13 protein-coding genes and 1 pseudogene are annotated in these 15,449 nt (G+C 68.5%); 8 read left to right on the plus strand and 6 right to left on the minus strand.

All coding sequences use genetic code 11. The features are described 5' to 3' along the window. Positions 1–41 precede the first annotated feature (41 nt). Positions 42–2,717, plus strand: a complete 2,676-nt coding sequence (gene topA, locus ABIE41_RS17240) for a type I DNA topoisomerase (protein ID WP_192641531.1) — start codon at positions 42–44, stop codon at positions 2,715–2,717. 23 nt (positions 2,718–2,740) lie between these two features. Here the strand turns inward: topA and ABIE41_RS17245 are convergent, their stop codons facing one another. The 6 genes and pseudogenes from ABIE41_RS17245 to ABIE41_RS17270 form a co-directional block, all read right to left on the minus strand. Beyond that, complete coding sequence (locus tag ABIE41_RS17245) at positions 2,741–3,208, minus strand: DUF6644 family protein (RefSeq protein ID WP_192641532.1); 468 nt, start codon at positions 3,206–3,208, stop codon at positions 2,741–2,743. Positions 3,209–3,214: 6 nt separating this feature from the next. Then, positions 3,215–3,622 carry a DUF6152 family protein gene (locus tag ABIE41_RS17250; protein WP_192641533.1) on the minus strand — a complete coding sequence of 136 codons (408 nt, stop codon included), beginning with the start codon at positions 3,620–3,622 and terminating at the stop codon, positions 3,215–3,217. An 89-nt stretch (positions 3,623–3,711) separates the two neighbouring features. After that, complete coding sequence (locus ABIE41_RS17255) at positions 3,712–4,887, minus strand: DUF2778 domain-containing protein (protein WP_354192619.1); 1,176 nt, start codon at positions 4,885–4,887, stop codon at positions 3,712–3,714. A gap of 202 nt (positions 4,888–5,089) precedes the next feature. Next, a pseudogene (locus tag ABIE41_RS17260) lies at positions 5,090–6,038 on the minus strand (ring-cleaving dioxygenase). A 138-nt stretch (positions 6,039–6,176) separates the two neighbouring features. Continuing rightward, complete coding sequence (locus ABIE41_RS17265; protein ID WP_192641535.1) at positions 6,177–6,515, minus strand: hypothetical protein; 339 nt, start codon at positions 6,513–6,515, stop codon at positions 6,177–6,179. A gap of 100 nt (positions 6,516–6,615) precedes the next feature. Beyond that, positions 6,616–8,940 (minus strand): bifunctional salicylyl-CoA 5-hydroxylase/oxidoreductase, encoded by a 2,325-nt coding sequence (locus ABIE41_RS17270; protein ID WP_192641536.1) that lies wholly within the window; start codon positions 8,938–8,940, stop codon positions 6,616–6,618. 232 nt (positions 8,941–9,172) lie between these two features. Between ABIE41_RS17270 and ABIE41_RS17275 the strand changes: the two genes are divergently transcribed. From ABIE41_RS17275 to ABIE41_RS17305, 7 genes are all read left to right on the plus strand, one after another. Next, the gene (locus ABIE41_RS17275) at positions 9,173–9,928 is read left to right on the plus strand and encodes an SDR family NAD(P)-dependent oxidoreductase (RefSeq protein ID WP_192641537.1); all 756 of its coding nucleotides are present in this window, start codon (positions 9,173–9,175) and stop codon (positions 9,926–9,928) included. 3 nt (positions 9,929–9,931) lie between these two features. Further along, a complete protein-coding gene (locus ABIE41_RS17280; RefSeq protein ID WP_354192622.1) occupies positions 9,932–10,489 on the plus strand; it encodes a MarR family winged helix-turn-helix transcriptional regulator in 558 nt (185 codons plus the stop codon). Next, a complete protein-coding gene (locus ABIE41_RS17285) occupies positions 10,486–11,322 on the plus strand; it encodes an enoyl-CoA hydratase family protein (protein ID WP_192641538.1) in 837 nt (278 codons plus the stop codon). Before ABIE41_RS17280 ends, ABIE41_RS17285 begins: the two co-directional genes overlap by 4 nt. A gap of 1 nt (position 11,323) precedes the next feature. Continuing rightward, entirely contained in the window at positions 11,324–12,526 is a 1,203-nt protein-coding gene (locus tag ABIE41_RS17290; protein WP_192641539.1) for an acyl-CoA dehydrogenase family protein, read from the plus strand. A 19-nt stretch (positions 12,527–12,545) separates the two neighbouring features. Beyond that, positions 12,546–14,177 carry a benzoate-CoA ligase family protein gene (locus ABIE41_RS17295; protein ID WP_192641540.1) on the plus strand — a complete coding sequence of 544 codons (1,632 nt, stop codon included), beginning with the start codon at positions 12,546–12,548 and terminating at the stop codon, positions 14,175–14,177. Positions 14,178–14,225: 48 nt separating this feature from the next. Then, a complete protein-coding gene (locus ABIE41_RS17300) occupies positions 14,226–14,630 on the plus strand; it encodes a RidA family protein (RefSeq protein WP_069055071.1) in 405 nt (134 codons plus the stop codon). 167 nt (positions 14,631–14,797) lie between these two features. Beyond that, on the plus strand, positions 14,798–15,433 hold the full coding sequence (locus ABIE41_RS17305) for an EF-hand domain-containing protein (RefSeq protein ID WP_192641541.1): 636 nt from the start codon (positions 14,798–14,800) through the stop codon (positions 15,431–15,433). The last annotated feature ends 16 nt before the right edge of the window (positions 15,434–15,449 follow it).

Consider the following 15,449-nt stretch of genomic DNA (forward strand, 5'->3'; position numbering starts at 1 on the left):
GATTTCGCGCTCTGCTGAGGCCGTTACCGAGACACGCCATCATGAAGCTCCTCGTCGTCGAGTCGCCGGCCAAGGCCAAGACGATCAACAAGTATCTCGGCTCCGACTATGAGGTGATCGCCTCCTTCGGGCATATCCGCGATCTTCCCGCGAAGGACGGCTCGGTCGATCCCGAGCATGACTTCGCGATGAAGTGGGAGATCGAGGGGCGCGGCGCCAAGCAGGTTTCCGAGATCGTCAAGGCGCTCAAGGGCGCCGACAAGCTGATCCTCGCAACCGACCCCGACCGCGAGGGAGAGGCGATCTCGTGGCATGTGCTGGAGGCGCTCAACGCCAAGAAGGCGCTGAAGGGCATTCCCGTCGAGCGCGTGACCTTCAACGCCGTGACCAAGGACGCGGTGCAGACCGCGCTCGCCAATCCGCGCCAGGTCGACCAAGCGCTGGTCGACGCCTATCTCGCACGCCGCGCACTGGACTATCTCGTCGGCTTCACCCTCTCGCCGGTGCTCTGGCGCAAGCTGCCCGGCGCACGCTCCGCGGGGCGCGTGCAGTCGGTGGCTCTGCGCATCGTCTGCGACCGCGAGCGCGAGATCGAAGCCTTCCGGGCGCGTGAATACTGGTCGCTGGTCGCAACGCTGGCGACGGCTGCGGGCGGCGTCTTCGATGCCCGCCTCGTGGGCGCCGACGGCAAGAAGATCACCCGGCTCGACATCGGCACCGGCGACGAAGCCCGGGCTTTCAAGGAGTCGCTGGAGAGCGCCGCCTTCAATGTCGCCAATGTCGAGGCCAAGCCCGTCAAGCGCCACCCCTACCCTCCCTTCCAGACCTCGACCCTGCAGCAGGAGGCCTCCCGCAAGCTCGGGCTGGCTCCGGCGCGGACGATGCAGCTGGCGCAGCGGCTCTATGAGGGTGTCGACATCGGCGGCGAGACGGTCGGTCTCATCACCTATATGCGAACCGACGGCGTCGACATGGACGGGTCGGCCATCACCGCGGCGCGCCGCGTCATCGGCAAGGAGTTCGGCGACGCCTATGTGCCGGACGTGCCGCGCAAGTATACGGTCAAGGCCAAGAACGCGCAGGAGGCCCACGAGGCCATCCGCCCGACCGATCTCGGCCGTCTGCCGGCCATGGTCGCGCGCCATCTCGAGCCCGAGCAGGCCAAGCTCTACGAGCTGATCTGGAAGCGCACCATCGCCAGCCAGATGGAATCGGCCTCGCTCGAGCGCACCACGGTCGACATCGCGGCCATGGTCGCCGGGCGCGACCTCGAGCTGCGTGCCACTGGCCAGGTCACGCTCTTCGACGGCTTCCTGACGCTCTACCAGGAGAGCCGCGACGACGAGGAGGACGAGGACTCCAAGAAGCTTCCGGTGATGAAGACCGGCGACAGCCTCGAGAAGCGCGCCATTGCGGCCGACCAGCACTTCACCGAGCCGCCGCCGCGCTATTCGGAGGCCAGCCTGGTCAAGCGCATGGAAGAGCTCGGCATCGGCCGTCCGTCGACCTATGCCGCGACGCTGTCTACGCTGCGCGACCGCGAATATGTCCGCATCGAGAAGAAGCGCCTCGTCCCCGAGGACAAGGGCATGCTGGTGACGGCGTTCCTGGAGAGCTTCTTCAACCGCTATGTCGCCTTCGACTTCACCGCCCTGCTCGAAGAGAAGCTCGACCGCGTCTCGAATGCCGAGATCGACTGGAAGGTGCTGCTGCGCGAATTCTGGGAGGAATTCACCAAGTCGATCGGCGACACCAAGGATCTGCGCGTCACCGAGGTGCTGGAGGCGCTGAACGGCGTGCTCGGCCCCCATGTCTTCCCGCAGCGGGAGGATGGCGGCGATCCGCGCTCCTGCCAGGTCTGCGGCACCGGCACATTGTCGCTGAAGCTCGGCAAATTCGGCGCCTTCGTCGGCTGCTCGAACTACCCAGAGTGCCGCTACACCCGGCCGCTGACCGTCTCCGCCGCCGACGGCGAGGCGACCGCCGAGGGCGGCACCGGCGCGCCGGGCGTGCGCATTCTCGGCAAGGACCCGGTGACGGAGACCGAGGTCACGATCCGCGACGGGCGCTTCGGCCCGTATATCCAGCTCGGCGAAGGCGAGAAGCCCAAGCGCTCCAGCCTGCCCAAGGGCATGAGCCCGGGCAGCGTCGACCTTGCGACGGCGCTCGCTTTGCTTGCGCTGCCCAAGGAGGTCGCGAGGCATCCCGAGAGCGGCGAGCCGATCCTGGCCGGCATCGGCCGCTACGGGCCTTACGTCCAGCACGGCAAGACCTACGCCAATATCGACAAGGACGACGACATCCTTCAGATCGGCGGCAACCGCGCGATCGACCTCATCGTCGCCAAGGAAACGGGCGGGCCCGGTGCTCGTTTCGGGCGCGGCGCGGCCGTTCCCGGGCGCGAGCTCGGCGAGCATCCTGGCGGTGGCAAGCTCGTGGTGCGGGCCGGCAAATACGGGCCTTACGTCAACTGGGGCAAGGTCAATGCGACGCTGCCGAAGGCGCTGACGCAGGAGGCGATCACGCTCGAACAGGCGGTGGAACTCGTCAACGCCAAGGCCGAGTCGAGCGGCGTCAAGGGACCTGGCAAGGCCAAGGCCGCCAAGGCGCCAGCGAAGAAGCCGGCGGCCAAGCCGGCTGCGAAAGCGGGGGCGAAGACCGCCGCCGCGAAGCCGAAGGCCGCGGCGACCAAAGCGAAGGCCGCCGCCAAGGGCTGAGGCTTCCGGGGCGGCGGGGCCGGTCAGAGAAAGCCGATCCAGCGCCCCGCCAGCAGCACGCCGGGCCAGAGCGTGACCGAGGCGGCTGCGCGCCAGCGCACCGCCGCGGTGATGTCACCTGCGAGCGCGCGGCCATAGGCCGCGCTGCGATGCTGCAGGGCGATGTTGGCGAACGCCAATGCGAGCAGGCCGAGTTTCCAGAGGAAGGCGGCGTTGCCGGCGTATTCGACCGGCCGCACGGTAAACAGCCAGGCCCCCGTCAACAGGGCGAGACCCAGCCCGCAGGCTGCGATGCGCGACAGCACCGGCGGGAGCACGTTGACCGGCACGCTGCGGAAGAACCCGAGCAGCCGCAAATCGAGCGGCAGGATCGCGCCGATCAGCAGGGCGATGCCGAGAATGTGGCTGGCGTTGACGAGGAGATAGGCCGTGCCGCTCTGCTTGAGCAGCACGGCGCCGGGCCAGTGTCCGAGAGCGGCAAGGACTTCCATGCGGCCTCAGTTGGTACGGATGCGCTCCGGATACATGTCGTAGTTATTGCCGGCGATGACGATGCGCACCGCCTTCATATGCGCCTTGCTCTTGTCGAGATGGCGGTTGCCAAGCGCGGTGATGGCGTCCCCGGGCCTGGCCGTCTCGCCGGTGAAGCCGGAGCGCGCGGTCTGGTTGGGGTTGCCGAGATCGACCTGCCACTCCGTGCCGTCCTCGGCGGTCACCATCAGCATCGGATGGGGCGGCGCCATCGAGATCGTCCGGATCTTGCCCTTCAGCTCCATCTGCTCGCCCTCGGCCCAGGCCCAGCCATGATGGGCCAGACCAGGCAGGGCGGCCATCGAGGCGAGGAAGGCGGCGCCCGCCAGCAGATGGCGGCGCGAGGCGAGGGGTACGGTCGCGGAACGGGTCATCGGCGGTCTCCCTGTGGATCGATGGGGCCAAACCCCTCGGCTGCCCCCATCGTTCCGCAAGCGCCGATCACGCGCCGCTCACCTCCGCGTCAACGCGAGGCGATCAGCGAGGTCGGCGCGTCGCGCATGCTGGCGACGACGACGAGGCGCCTGACCTCACCGCGCAGATAGGCCTGCAGGAAGCGGTCGTAGTCCTTGAAGGAGACGCAGCCGTTGGAATCGCCGTTCGGCCCGAGCAGATAGGGATGGGTCAGCAGGCCGGCGCGGCCATAGATCGCGCTGCTGCCGCCGACGGGATGGAGCCGCAGGGCGCGATGCCCGTGGAACAGCGCCTCGCGCTCGGTCAGTGTGTAGGTGTGCGGCGGTGTTGCGCCGTGCATCCGGACATGAACGTATCGAGGATCGTCCATCTTGTCGCCGAGGCCGGAATGGGCCTCCAGCTTCTCGCCATTGGGCATGTACACGGTCTTGGCGCTGATGTCGTAGATCGCCGTGCCCTGTGCGGCGCCGGGTGCGGGGCCGAAGGAGGGGCTGAGGCGACGGCCGCGCGAGCGATCGACCGCGTCGTCTTCCGGCGCGGCATAGGCCATGGCCGGCCCCTTGGCCTGCGGCGCCGCGCCGAAGAGCTTTTCGAAGAAGGAGCGGTTGTCCTCGGCGGCGGGCGCCGGGGTCGCGGTCGCCACACGGGCAGCGCGGCGGGTCGGCTGGCGCAGCGCGATGGCGGGCGGCTCGGCTGTCTGCGGGCCTTTCAGCTCGGCCGGGCGCGGCGCCGGCAGCGGCGCGTCCTTCAGGATGCGGGAGACAGCCTGCGACTCGACAGCGGGAGCCGCGACGGATGCGACCGCCGCAGGAGCCGGCTGAATTGCCGGAGCCGGTGGGGCAGCCACAGCAGTGGGCGGCAGGGCGGCGACGACGGCGGGCTCGGCAGCAACCGGCAGACGGGCGGTCTGGACCGGCGTCTCACTGCGCTGGAGGCCAGCCTGCAGCGGAGCCTGGGCGCCGAAGGCCGAGGGCGTGGTTCCAAGAGCGAAGCCCGGCTTCAGTAGGTCGCGATAGGCCGTCGACGATGCGGCGAGAGAGCCGGTCACCATGACGTCGCGCTGGGGCGTCGCCGGGGCGGGGCGCTGCGCCTCATGACCGGGATCGAGCGCGACATAGCCGACGCCGCAGGCGACGACGATGGCGGCCATCTGCAGGAAGATGTTGTGACCGACCCGGTAGCGGGTTCGCGGCGCTCTGCGCAGCCTGTAGCCCTGACCCGACATTCCGCACGCTCTCGACCCGACGCAACACACAAGCGCCGCCACGACAGGACGGCACGGACCGGCAGAGCGGCCTGGATCGAGTAGAGGCGGTCTTGGTTAAGGCGGGGTGAAAGGCATCCGGTGATTGCGACAAAAACCAGCGGGGCGGGCCGGCTGCCCGGCCCGCCCCGTGACGGTGTGAAGATGTGACCGAAGCCGTGCTTCAGAGCGGCTTCAGCCCAGCCTCGATCTGCGCGCGCTTGCCTTCCAGGAAGGGCGGCAGGGAGAGCGCCTCGCCCATCGTCTCGGCCGGCTCGTCGGTCGCGAAACCGGGCTCGTCGGTCGCGATCTCGATCAGGATCCCGTTCGGCTCGCGCAGGTAGAGCGAGCGGAAATAGAAGCGATCGACCGGCCCGCTGTTGGGATAGCCGGCCGCGCGCAGGCGCTCCGCCCAGGCGTCGTAATCGGCGAAGGTCGGCGTGCGCAGTGCGAGATGGTGGACACCGCCCGCCCCTTCCCGCGCCTGCGGCAGGTCCGGCTCGACCGCGACATGGAGCTCGGCCGCCGGGCCGCCCTCCCCGATCTTGAAGACATGGATCTCGCCGGTGGCATGGGCCGCATCGCGATAGCTGCCGATTCGCTCCAGCCCCAGAAGCTGCGTCAGCACGACTTCGGTGCGCTCCAGCTTCGGCACGGAGATCGTGACAGGGCCGAGGCCGCGGATCTGATGCTCGGCCGGGACCGGGCTCTTCTCCCAGACGACGAAGGGAATCGCACCGCCATCGGCGAGCAGCGTCAGGCGCTGTCCTTCGGGGTCCTCGAAATCGACAGCCGAGCGGCCGTTGATGGTGCGGACGGGCGAGACCGCGACGCCGGCGGCCGTCAGGCGCTCGCGCCACCAGTTGAGCGAGGTCTCGTCGGCGACCCGCAACGAGGTGCGGACGATCGAATGGGTGCCACGGCGGGCGGGCGGGGCCGGCCAGTCGAAGAAGGTCAGGTCGGTGCCGGGCGAGCCTGCGCCATCGGCATAGAACAGGGTGGTAGGCCGAGGTGTCGTCCTGGTTCACCGTCTTCTTGACCAGGCGCATGCCCAGCGTCTCGACATAGAAGCGGCGGTTGCCCGGCGCGTCGGCCGAGATGGCGGTGACGTGGTGAATTCCGGTGAGCTTCATGGCGCCCTCTCTGGTGTGCCGGGCAGGACGCCCGGCCGTTGCGACAGAGATAGCGTGCATGACGCGCAACGGAACCGTGCTCCGGGCAATGTCTTCATTGCCCGGACGCAATGACCGTCGCTGCCGTCACCGGTCGTGTCAGGGCTTCGGGGCCGGGGGAGCGGCGGAGGTGTCGGGGAGATCGACCTTGTCGCCGGGATTGGTCGGGGTCGTGCAGTCCTGCGGCCTGTTCTTGCAGTCATAGACCATCGTCGGCGCCGCAGACGGGTGCGAAACACCCGCGTTCGGCAGGATCATGTTCTGGCCCTTGTCGATTTCCGTGGGGTTCGTGATCACCGGGCCGAGACCGCCGCTGGCCTTCGCCTCTGCCGGCGCCTCGGGCTTTGTCGTGGTCTGGCCCTGCGGCTGCGCGAGGGCAGCGGTCGTCAGGACCGAGAGAACGGCGGCGAGCGCGAGGCCCGGAAGCGAGCGAAGCATCGGATAACCCTTTCCTTTCCCGCGCGGCTTGCGGGCATCGGATCAGGCAACCCTGCGGCAGGCCGGATGTTCCGGCGGCGGCGGATGCCGCCGCGCGGCGTCACGGGCTCAGCGCATGGCGGGTCGGCTTCGCCTTGAGCTTGAGCGCTTCGAGGTCCTGGCGCTCGCGTGGCGTGTTGCGCAGGAGCTGGTCCTTGCCCGGCCCATACTGAACCGGCTGCATCAGATCGACGCCGTACCAGGCGGCCGAGCGCAGCACGAACGACGGGTCAGACAGATGCGGGCGCCCGAGCGCGACGAGATCGGCCCGGCCCGAGGCGACGATCGTGTTGGCCTGATCGGCCGTCGTGATGTTGCCGACGCACATGGTGGCGACGCGGGCCTCGTTGCGGATCTGGTCCGAGAACGGCGTCTGGAACATACGGCCATAGACGGGGCGCGACTCGCGCACGGTCTGGCCGGTCGAGACGTCGACGAGATCGCAGCCCTCGGCGCCAAAAGCCTCCGCGATGGCAACCGCATCCTCAGCCGAGAGGCCGCCCTGCGCCCAGTCGGTCGCGGAGATGCGCACCGACATCGGCTTTTCGCGCGGCCAGATCTCGCGCAGCGCGCGGAACACCTCCAGCGGATAGCGCAGCCGGTTCTCGATCGAGCCGCCGTATTCATCGCCGCGGCGGTTGGTCAGCGGCGAGAGGAAGCTCGCCAGCAGGTAGCCATGGGCGCAGTGGAGCTCGAGCATGTCGAAGCCGGCACGCGCGCCGCGTTCGGCCGCGGCCACGAACTCTGCCTTGACCCGGTCCATATCGGCCCGCGTCATCTCGCGGGGCACTTGGCTCTCGGGATAATAGGGCAAGGCGGAGGCTGAGATGATCGGCCAGGCGCCCTCCGCGAGCGGACGGTCCATGCCCTCCCACATCAGCTTGGTCGCCCCTTTTCGCCCGGCATGGCCGAGTTGGAGGCAGAGCTTGGCGGCGGAGTTGGCGTGGACGAAGCCGACGATGCGGGTCCAGGCCGCCTCCTGAGCATCGGTGTAGAGACCGGCGCAGCCGGGCGTGATTCGGGCGTCCGCCGAGACGCAGGTCATCTCGGTGAAGATCAGGCCGGGCCCACCGATGGCGCGCGAGCCGTAATGCATCAGATGCCAGTCGCCCGGCACGCCGTCTTCCGCCGAATACTGGCACATCGGCGCGAGCACCAGGCGGTTCTCCAGCGTGACGTCGCGCAGCTTCAGCGGCTGGAAGGCCGGCGGCACGGCGCTCCCATCCTTGCGGCGGCGGGCGAGCGGGCCGAGTTGGCCCGCGACCATCTCGTCGACGGCGGCGACCATAGCGGGCGCGCGCAGCGCGAGATTGTCATAGGTGATCGCCTTGGAGCGGGTCATCAAGCCGAAGGCGAAGCGCAGCGGATCGAAATCCCAGAAGCGGCCGAGCTGCTCGAACCAGACCAGCGAGACATCCGCGGCGTGTTGCGTCTTCTCGACCTCCTCGCGGCGGCTGCGCTCGTACAGGGCGAGCGCGTCATCGACCTTGAGGCCGGCCTTGTGGAAAGCCTTGTGCAGGCCGATCGCATCCTCCATCGCCAGCTTGGTGCCCGAGCCGATCGAGAAATGCGCCGTGGCCTTGGCATCGCCGATCAGCACGACGTTCTCGACCACCCAGTTGCGGCAGCGGATCATCGGGAAGTTGCGCCAGAGCGAGCGGTTGGTGATCAGCTTGTGGCCCTGCAGCTCCTCGGCGAAGACGCCTTCGAGGAAAGCGGCCGACTCAGCCTCGTCCATCGCGCCAAGGCCGGCTTTCTGGAAGGTCTCGGGGTCCGTTTCCAGCACCCAGGTCGAGCGGCCGGCCTCGTACTGGTAGCAATGGGCGATAAAGACGCCGTGCGGCGTCTCCTTGAAGAAGAAGGTGAAGGCGTCGAAGGGGCGCGTCGAGCCCATCCAGGTGAAGTGGTTCGGCCGCAGATCGACCTCCGGCTGGAAGCGGTCGCGCCAGCCCTCGCGGATGCGGCTGTTGATGCCGTCCGAGGCGACGACGAGATCGTAATTCGCCTTCAGCGTCTCGATGTCGGCCGCCTCCTCGCCGAAGCGCAGCTCCACGCCGAGCTGGCGGGCCCGCGCCTGCACCAGCAGCAGAAGCGAGCGGCGCGAGCAGCCGCAGAAGCCGTTGCCGGAGACGCGGTGGACGCTGTCCTTGAAATGGACCTCGATGTCGTCCCAGTATGCGAAATTGTCGCGGATCGCGGCATAGCTTGCCTCGTCGGCGGCCTTGAAGATGTCGAGCGTCTGGTCGGAGAAGACGACGCCGAAGCCGAAGGTGTCGTCCGGCTGGTTACGCTCGAAGACCGTGATCTCGAGATCCGGCCAGTCCCGCTTCATCAGGAGCGCGAAATAGAGCCCCGCAGGCCCGCCGCCGACCACCGCGATACGCATCCGAAGCCCCTCTCCCCAACCGTTCGAAAATTATTTTAGGTCTGAAATAATTTTTGCTCAAGACCGCTTCCGTCGCCTTGAGCGAGATCAAGTGACGCAGCCGGCGGTCAACGTCATATCGTGGCTGAAGCGCGCATTCCGTGAAGCCAGAACGCATGGGGAGCGGCTTTTCACACCCGCTTGCAAAATGCTTTAGACCTAAAATAGATTGTCGCATCGGGAGGCGGATCGGATGCTCCTTTCAGGGCGGCACGCAGTGGTGACGGGTGGAGGGCGCGGGATCGGCCGCGCCATTGCCTCGCGCTTGCGCCGCGAGGGCGCGCGCGTCTCCATCATCGGTCGCGACGCGGCGGCGCTGGCCGCGGCCTGTGCAGCGGGCGACGCCGATGTCCATGCCGCCTGCGACGTCACCGACGCGGCCGCTATGGCGCAGGCGCTGGCGAAGCTGGCCGCCGACCAGCCGATCGACATCGCCGTCGCCAATGCGGGTGCCGTCGAGACCGGCTCCTTCCTGCGCAGCCCGGCCGAGCGCTTCCGCCGGATGACCGAGATCAACCTGATCGGTACCGTGAACCTGTTCCACGGCACCCTGCCCGGCATGGTCGAGCGCGGGCATGGGCGGCTCATCGCGATCGGCTCGACCGCCGGGCATCGCGGCTATGCTTACGTTTCGGCCTATGTCGCGGCCAAACACGCGGTGATCGGGCTGGTGAAGTCGCTGGCGCTGGAGACGGCGCGCAGCGGCGTGACTGTCAACGCGGTCAGCCCCGGCTATGCCGATACGGATATGGTGGCGAGCGGGCTCGACGCCATCGTCACCAAAACCGGTGTCAGCCGCGAGCAGGCGCTGGCGGGAATGGTCAAGGACAATCCGCAGGGGCGGCTGATTGCGCCCGACGAGATCGCGCAGGCGGTGCTCTATCTCTGCGGACCGGCCAGCGGCTCGGTGACCGGCCAGTCCCTGACGATCAATGGCGGGGAGTTCTAGGCGATGGAGAGCATCCTGCAGGGCCTGATGCTCGACCGCGAGACCAAGGCGAGCGAGCGGCCCGGCGACCACAAGGACGAGTTGCGACTCTGGCTGCGGATGCTGACCTGCTCGACGCTGATCGAGACAGAGATCCGCAACCGGCTGCGCGAGGAGTTCAAGACGACACTGCCGCGCTTCGATCTGATGGCGCAGCTCGACAAGTCGAGCACCGGCATGACGGTCGGCGAGGTGTCGCAGCGGCTGATGGTCTCGAACGGCAACGTCACGGCCGTCGTTGCCGGGCTCCTGGCCGACGGGCTCGTCGACAAGCGCGCCGCCACGCAGGACCGGCGCGTGCAGGTGCTGACGCTGACGGCACAGGGCCGCAAGGCCTTCAAGGCGATGGCGGAGCGCCATGAGGGCTGGATCGCCGAACTCTTCGCGGGGCTCGACCAGCCGGAGCTGGCGCAGCTCTTTCGCCTGCTCGGACAGACCAAGGGCTCGCTGCACCGCGCGATCGCGGCCCGGGCGCAGGACGCCAGCAAGCCGGACGATTCCGGCAAGGGAGATGCCTCGTGACCATGCCGGCCAATGCCACGACCCTGCCGCTCGCGGGCTTCCAGCCGCAGCATTTCGCGCTCTCCGTCGCCGGCAAGGTCGCGACGGTGACGCTGAACCGGCCTGAGAAAAAGAATCCGCTGACCTTCGCAAGCTACCGCGAACTCACCGATTTCTTCCTCGCCGCGCAGAAGGAAGAGGACGTCAAGGCGATCGTGGTGACGGGCGCGGGCGGCAATTTCTCCTCCGGCGGCGACGTCTTCGAGATCATCGGCCCGCTCGTCGCAATGGAGACCAAGGAGCTGCTGAAGTTCACCCGGATGACGGGCGATCTGGTCAAGGCGATCCGCGCCTGCCCGCAGCCGATCATCGCCGCGATCGACGGCGTCTGCGCCGGGGCCGGCGCGATCATCGCCATGGCGTCGGATCTGCGGCTCGGCACCGCGGAGAGCAAGATCGCCTTCCTGTTCAACCGCGTTGGGCTCGCCGGCTGCGACATGGGCGCCTGCGCGATGCTGCCCCGGATCATCGGCCAGGGCCGCGCGGCGGAGCTGCTCTACACCGGCCGGACCCTGCGCGGCGAGGAGGCCGAGCGCTGGGGCTTCCTGAACCGGCTGGTCGCGAAGGAGGCGGTACTCGCCGAGGCGCAGGCGCTGGCGGCCGAACTCGGGGATGGGCCGACCTTCGCCAACGCCATGACCAAGCGCATGCTCGAGATGGAATGGGCGATGTCGGTCGAGAGCGCGATCGAGGCCGAAGCCGTGGCGCAGGCGCTGTGCATGCAGACCGAGGATTTCGCCCGCGCCTACCACGCCTTCGCCAACAAGCAGAAGCCGGTCTTCGAGGGCAACTGAGATGGCTGCGACGAACCTCGACGGTACTCATCTCCAGGGCATCCTTGGCGACACGCTCGACTGGCCGTTCTTCGAGGACCGGCACCGTCGCTTTGCCGCCGAGCTTTCGGCCTGGGCCGACGCCACCCTGCCCGGCCTGCCGCATGACGATGTCGACGCCGCCTGCCGGGCGCGTGTCACGGCTCTCGGCGAGGGCGGCTTTCTCCGAGCGGTGGTGCCGGAGGCCTATGGCGGGCTGAACCCGACGCTCGACGTGCGCACGCTCTGCCTCGCCCGTGAGATCCTGGCAGCGCGCGACGGGCTGGCGGATTTTTCCTTCGCGATGCAGGGGCTCGGCACCGGGGCGATCACGGTCGCAGGCTCGGAGGCACTGAAGCAGCGTATCCTGCCCGGCGTCTGCGAGGGGGCGCGGATCGCCGCTTTCGCCCTGTCCGAGAAGGAGGCCGGCTCCGATGTCGCAGCGATGGCGACCACCGCCACGCCCGACGGCAACGGCCATGTCCGGATCGACGGCGAGAAGAGCTGGATCTCCAATGGCGGCATCGCCGACCACTACGTCATCTTTGCCCGCACCGGCGAGGCGCCGGGCGCGCGCGGGCTGTCGGCCTTTTTGGTCGATGCGGACACACCGGGCTTCAGCGTCACCGAGCGCATCGAGGTGATCGCACCGCACCCGCTGGCGACGCTGCGGTTCGAGGCCTGTCGCGTGCCGGTCGAGAACCGGATCGGTGGACCCGGCGACGGGTTCAAGGTCGCGATGGCGACGCTCGACATCTTCCGCTCGACGGTCGGCGCCGCGGCGCTGGGCCTCGCGCGGCGGGCGCTGCACGAGACGATCTCCCATGCGAACGCGCGCAAGCTCTTCGGTGGCACGCTGGGCGATCTGCAGCTCAGCCAGGCCGCCATCGCCGACAGCGCGGCCGAGGTCGACGCCGCCGCTCTGCTGGTCTACCGCGCCGCCTGGACCAAGGATCGCGGGGCGGCGCGCGTCACCCGCGAGGCCGCGCTCGCCAAACTCGTCGCGACAGAGAACGCCCAGAGGGTGATCGACCGGGCCGTCCAGATTCATGGGGGCTTGGGCGTCACCAAGGGCGTCAAGGTGGAGGAACTGTACCGGGAGATCCGGGCGCTGCGGATCTACGAGGGCGCCTCGGAAGTCCAGAAGGTCGTGATCGCGCGCGACCTCCTCAAGGCCAAGAGCTGATACGACGAGGGTGACGGCCATGACATTCCTGCGCTCCGGCCATATCGACAGTTTTCCGCGCGACAACCTGCCACCGCCGGAGCAATGGCCGGCGATCGACCTCGCCGGGGCCGGGCTGAGCTATCCGGAGCGGCTGAACGCGGTCAGCGTTCTGGTCGACGAGCATGTCGCGCAGGGGCGCGGCGACCGGCCGGCGATCATCGGCGACCACTTCACCTGGAGCTATCGCGACCTCGCCGAGCGGATCGACCGCATCGCCCATGTGCTGACGCGCGATCTCGGGCTGGTGGCGGGCCATCGCGTGCTGCTGCGTGCGGCCAACACGCCGATGATGGTCGCGGCCTATCTCGCCGTGATCAAGGCGGGCGGAGTCGTCGTCGCGACCATGCCGATGCTGCGGGCGGGTGAGCTGGTCTATCCGCTGCGCAAGGCCAAGATCGCGCTGGCGCTGTGCGACCACCGCCTGATGGCCGAGCTGGAGGGCGCCCAGCGCCAGGTGCCGGAGCTCGCGCGCATCGTCGCCTTCGGCGCGGAGGGCTGCGAGCTCGAGACGCTGATGGCGCAGCCGGGCTATGACCGCTTCGAGGCGGTGGACACCGCCAGCGACGATGTCTGCCTGATCGGCTTCACCTCGGGCACCACCGGCGAGCCCAAGGGCACGATGCATTTCCAGCGCGATCTGCTGGTGATCTGCGACACCTATGCCGCGAAGGTGCTGAAGGCCTCGCCCGAGGACCGCTTCATCGGCTCGGCGCCGCTCGCCTTCACCTTCGGGCTCGGCGGCATCGTGCTGTTCCCCTTTTGGATCGGCGCGGCGGCCGTGCTGCCCGACAGGACGGCGCCCGCCGACCTGCTCGACGCCATCGAGCGGCACAAGGCGAGCGTGATCTTCACCGCGCCGACGGCCTATCGCGCCGTGCTCGACAAGCTCGACGGGCGCGACATCTCATCTCTGCGCATCTGCGTCTCGGCCGGCGAGACCCTGCCCAAGCCCGTCTTCGACGCCTGGCTGGCCAAGACGGGCCTCAAACTGATGGACGGCATCGGCGCCACCGAGATGCTGCACATCTTCATCGCGGCGCCGCTGGAGGCCATCCGCCCGGGTTCGACCGGACTTCCGGTGCCGGGCTATGAGGCGAAGATCATCGATCCCGAGGGTCGCGACGTGCCTGACGGCACGCCGGGCCGGCTCGCCGTGCGCGGGCCGATCGGCTGCCGCTATCTCGCCGATGCGCGCCAGAAGGCTTACGTCCAGGACGGCTGGAATGTCACCGGCGACACCTATATCCGCGATGCGGACGGCTATTTCTGGTACCAGGCGCGTTCCGACGACATGATCGTCTCGTCCGGCTACAACATCGCCGGCCCGGAGGTGGAGGCCTGCCTGCTCGCCCATCCCGACGTGATGGAGTGTGGTGTGGTCGGCGCGCCCTGCCCCGAGCGCGGCCACATCGTGAAGGCCTATGTCGTGCTGCGCGAGGGCGTGGTCGGCGACGCGGCGATGCTCAAGACCTTGCAGGACCATGTGAAGGCCGCTATCGCGCCCTACAAATATCCCCGCGCCATCGACTTTGTCACGGCCCTGCCGAAGACCGCGAGCGGCAAGCTGCAGCGCTTCGCGCTGCGACAGATGGCGCAGGACGAAGCCTGAACCACCCTTTCAGACGAGCCGGAACGGCCCCGAACCGAGGCGACGCCCATGTCGAGTGAAACCCTGTCCCGCGCCATCCTGCCGGAAGGCTGGCCGCTGCCGCGCGGCTATGCCAACGGCATGGTCGCGGAAGGCCGCGTGCTGGTAACCGGCGGGCTTGTCGGCTGGGACGAGAACGGCGTCTTCGCCAGGGGATTCCTGCCGCAGCTCGAACGCACCTTCCTCAACATCAAGGCCGTGGTCGAAGCCGGTGGCGGGCGGATCGAGGACATCGTGCGGATGACCTGGTACGTCACCGACATCGAGGCCTATCGCGCCAGCCTGAAAGAGCTCGGGCCGGTCTATCGCGGCGTGCTCGGCCGCCACTTCCCGGCGATGGCGGTGGTGCAGGTGGTCTCGCTCGTCGAGCCCGAGGCGCTGGTCGAGATCGAGGCCACCGCCGTTATCGCCTGAACGCCTCGCGGCGCGATTGTGTTTCGCTCTGTTGCCACAAGGGCCTGTCGAAACACCGGCTTACCAATCGCCTTGCGGAGGGCCCCTTCCCCTTAGGCTTCCGCAATGGGCTCGCGCCGGACAATCGCAGGCGCCGCCATCCGGCGGTGACGCGATGGAGTCCAGTCATGTCCAGCATCAGTGGCGTCAGCGGCGGGTTTCGCCCGCCTCCGCCCAAGCCTCCGAGCTTCGAGTCGGTCGATACCGACAGCAGCGGCGGGTTGAGCATCGATGAATTCAAGGCCGGGGCCCCGAAGGGCGCCGACAGCAGCAAGAGCGAAGAGCTTTTCAAGGCGATCGACAGCGACAGCGACGGGTCGGTCACCAAGGAGGAGCAGGACGCCTTCAAGACCAAGGCCGAGCAGGCCCAGCAGCAGCTCCAGTCCTTCCTGTTCGGGCTACAGGCCGGCGGGCAGAGTGAGAGCAGCAGCGACGAGAGCGAGGAGGAGAGCGACATCTTCGCCCAGCTCGACGCCAACTCCGACGGCAGCGTCGCCAAGGACGAGTTCCTCTCGGCCTTTTCCTCCGGCACGAGTTCGTCGAGCGACCTGCTGAGCAAGTTGTTCGACGCGATCGATTCGAGTTCGGACGGCTCGATCTCGAAGGACGAGCAGAGCTCCTTCCAGGCGGCGCTCGAACAGCGCGGCCGGCCGTCGGGTCCGCCGCCCGGCCCGCCGCCGAGCAGCGCCTCGCAGGCCTATGGCAGCACCTACCAGCTCGGCGCGGCAAACGCCTCCGGCTCCACCTATTCGCAGGCGGCCTGAGCCAGCTCGCGAAGAC

Source organism: Bosea sp. OAE506 (assembly GCF_040546595.1).
GTDB lineage: Bacteria > Pseudomonadota > Alphaproteobacteria > Rhizobiales > Beijerinckiaceae > Allobosea.

Excerpts from the sequence above, each read along its gene's own strand:
- topA (WP_192641531.1), top strand. The coding sequence starts at position 42 with ATGAAGCTCCTCGTCGTCGAGTCGCCGGCCAAGGCCAAGACGATCAAC.
- ABIE41_RS17245 (WP_192641532.1), bottom strand. The coding sequence starts at position 3,208 with ATGGAAGTCCTTGCCGCTCTCGGACACTGGCCCGGCGCCGTGCTGCTC.
- ABIE41_RS17250 (WP_192641533.1), bottom strand. The coding sequence starts at position 3,622 with ATGACCCGTTCCGCGACCGTACCCCTCGCCTCGCGCCGCCATCTGCTG.
- ABIE41_RS17255 (WP_354192619.1), bottom strand. The coding sequence starts at position 4,887 with ATGTCGGGTCAGGGCTACAGGCTGCGCAGAGCGCCGCGAACCCGCTAC.
- ABIE41_RS17265 (WP_192641535.1), bottom strand. The coding sequence starts at position 6,515 with ATGCTTCGCTCGCTTCCGGGCCTCGCGCTCGCCGCCGTTCTCTCGGTC.
- ABIE41_RS17270 (WP_192641536.1), bottom strand. The coding sequence starts at position 8,940 with ATGCGTATCGCGGTGGTCGGCGGCGGGCCTGCGGGGCTCTATTTCGCG.
- ABIE41_RS17275 (WP_192641537.1), top strand. The coding sequence starts at position 9,173 with ATGCTCCTTTCAGGGCGGCACGCAGTGGTGACGGGTGGAGGGCGCGGG.
- ABIE41_RS17280 (WP_354192622.1), top strand. The coding sequence starts at position 9,932 with ATGGAGAGCATCCTGCAGGGCCTGATGCTCGACCGCGAGACCAAGGCG.
- ABIE41_RS17290 (WP_192641539.1), top strand. The coding sequence starts at position 11,324 with ATGGCTGCGACGAACCTCGACGGTACTCATCTCCAGGGCATCCTTGGC.
- ABIE41_RS17295 (WP_192641540.1), top strand. The coding sequence starts at position 12,546 with ATGACATTCCTGCGCTCCGGCCATATCGACAGTTTTCCGCGCGACAAC.
- ABIE41_RS17300 (WP_069055071.1), top strand. The coding sequence starts at position 14,226 with ATGTCGAGTGAAACCCTGTCCCGCGCCATCCTGCCGGAAGGCTGGCCG.
- ABIE41_RS17305 (WP_192641541.1), top strand. The coding sequence starts at position 14,798 with ATGTCCAGCATCAGTGGCGTCAGCGGCGGGTTTCGCCCGCCTCCGCCC.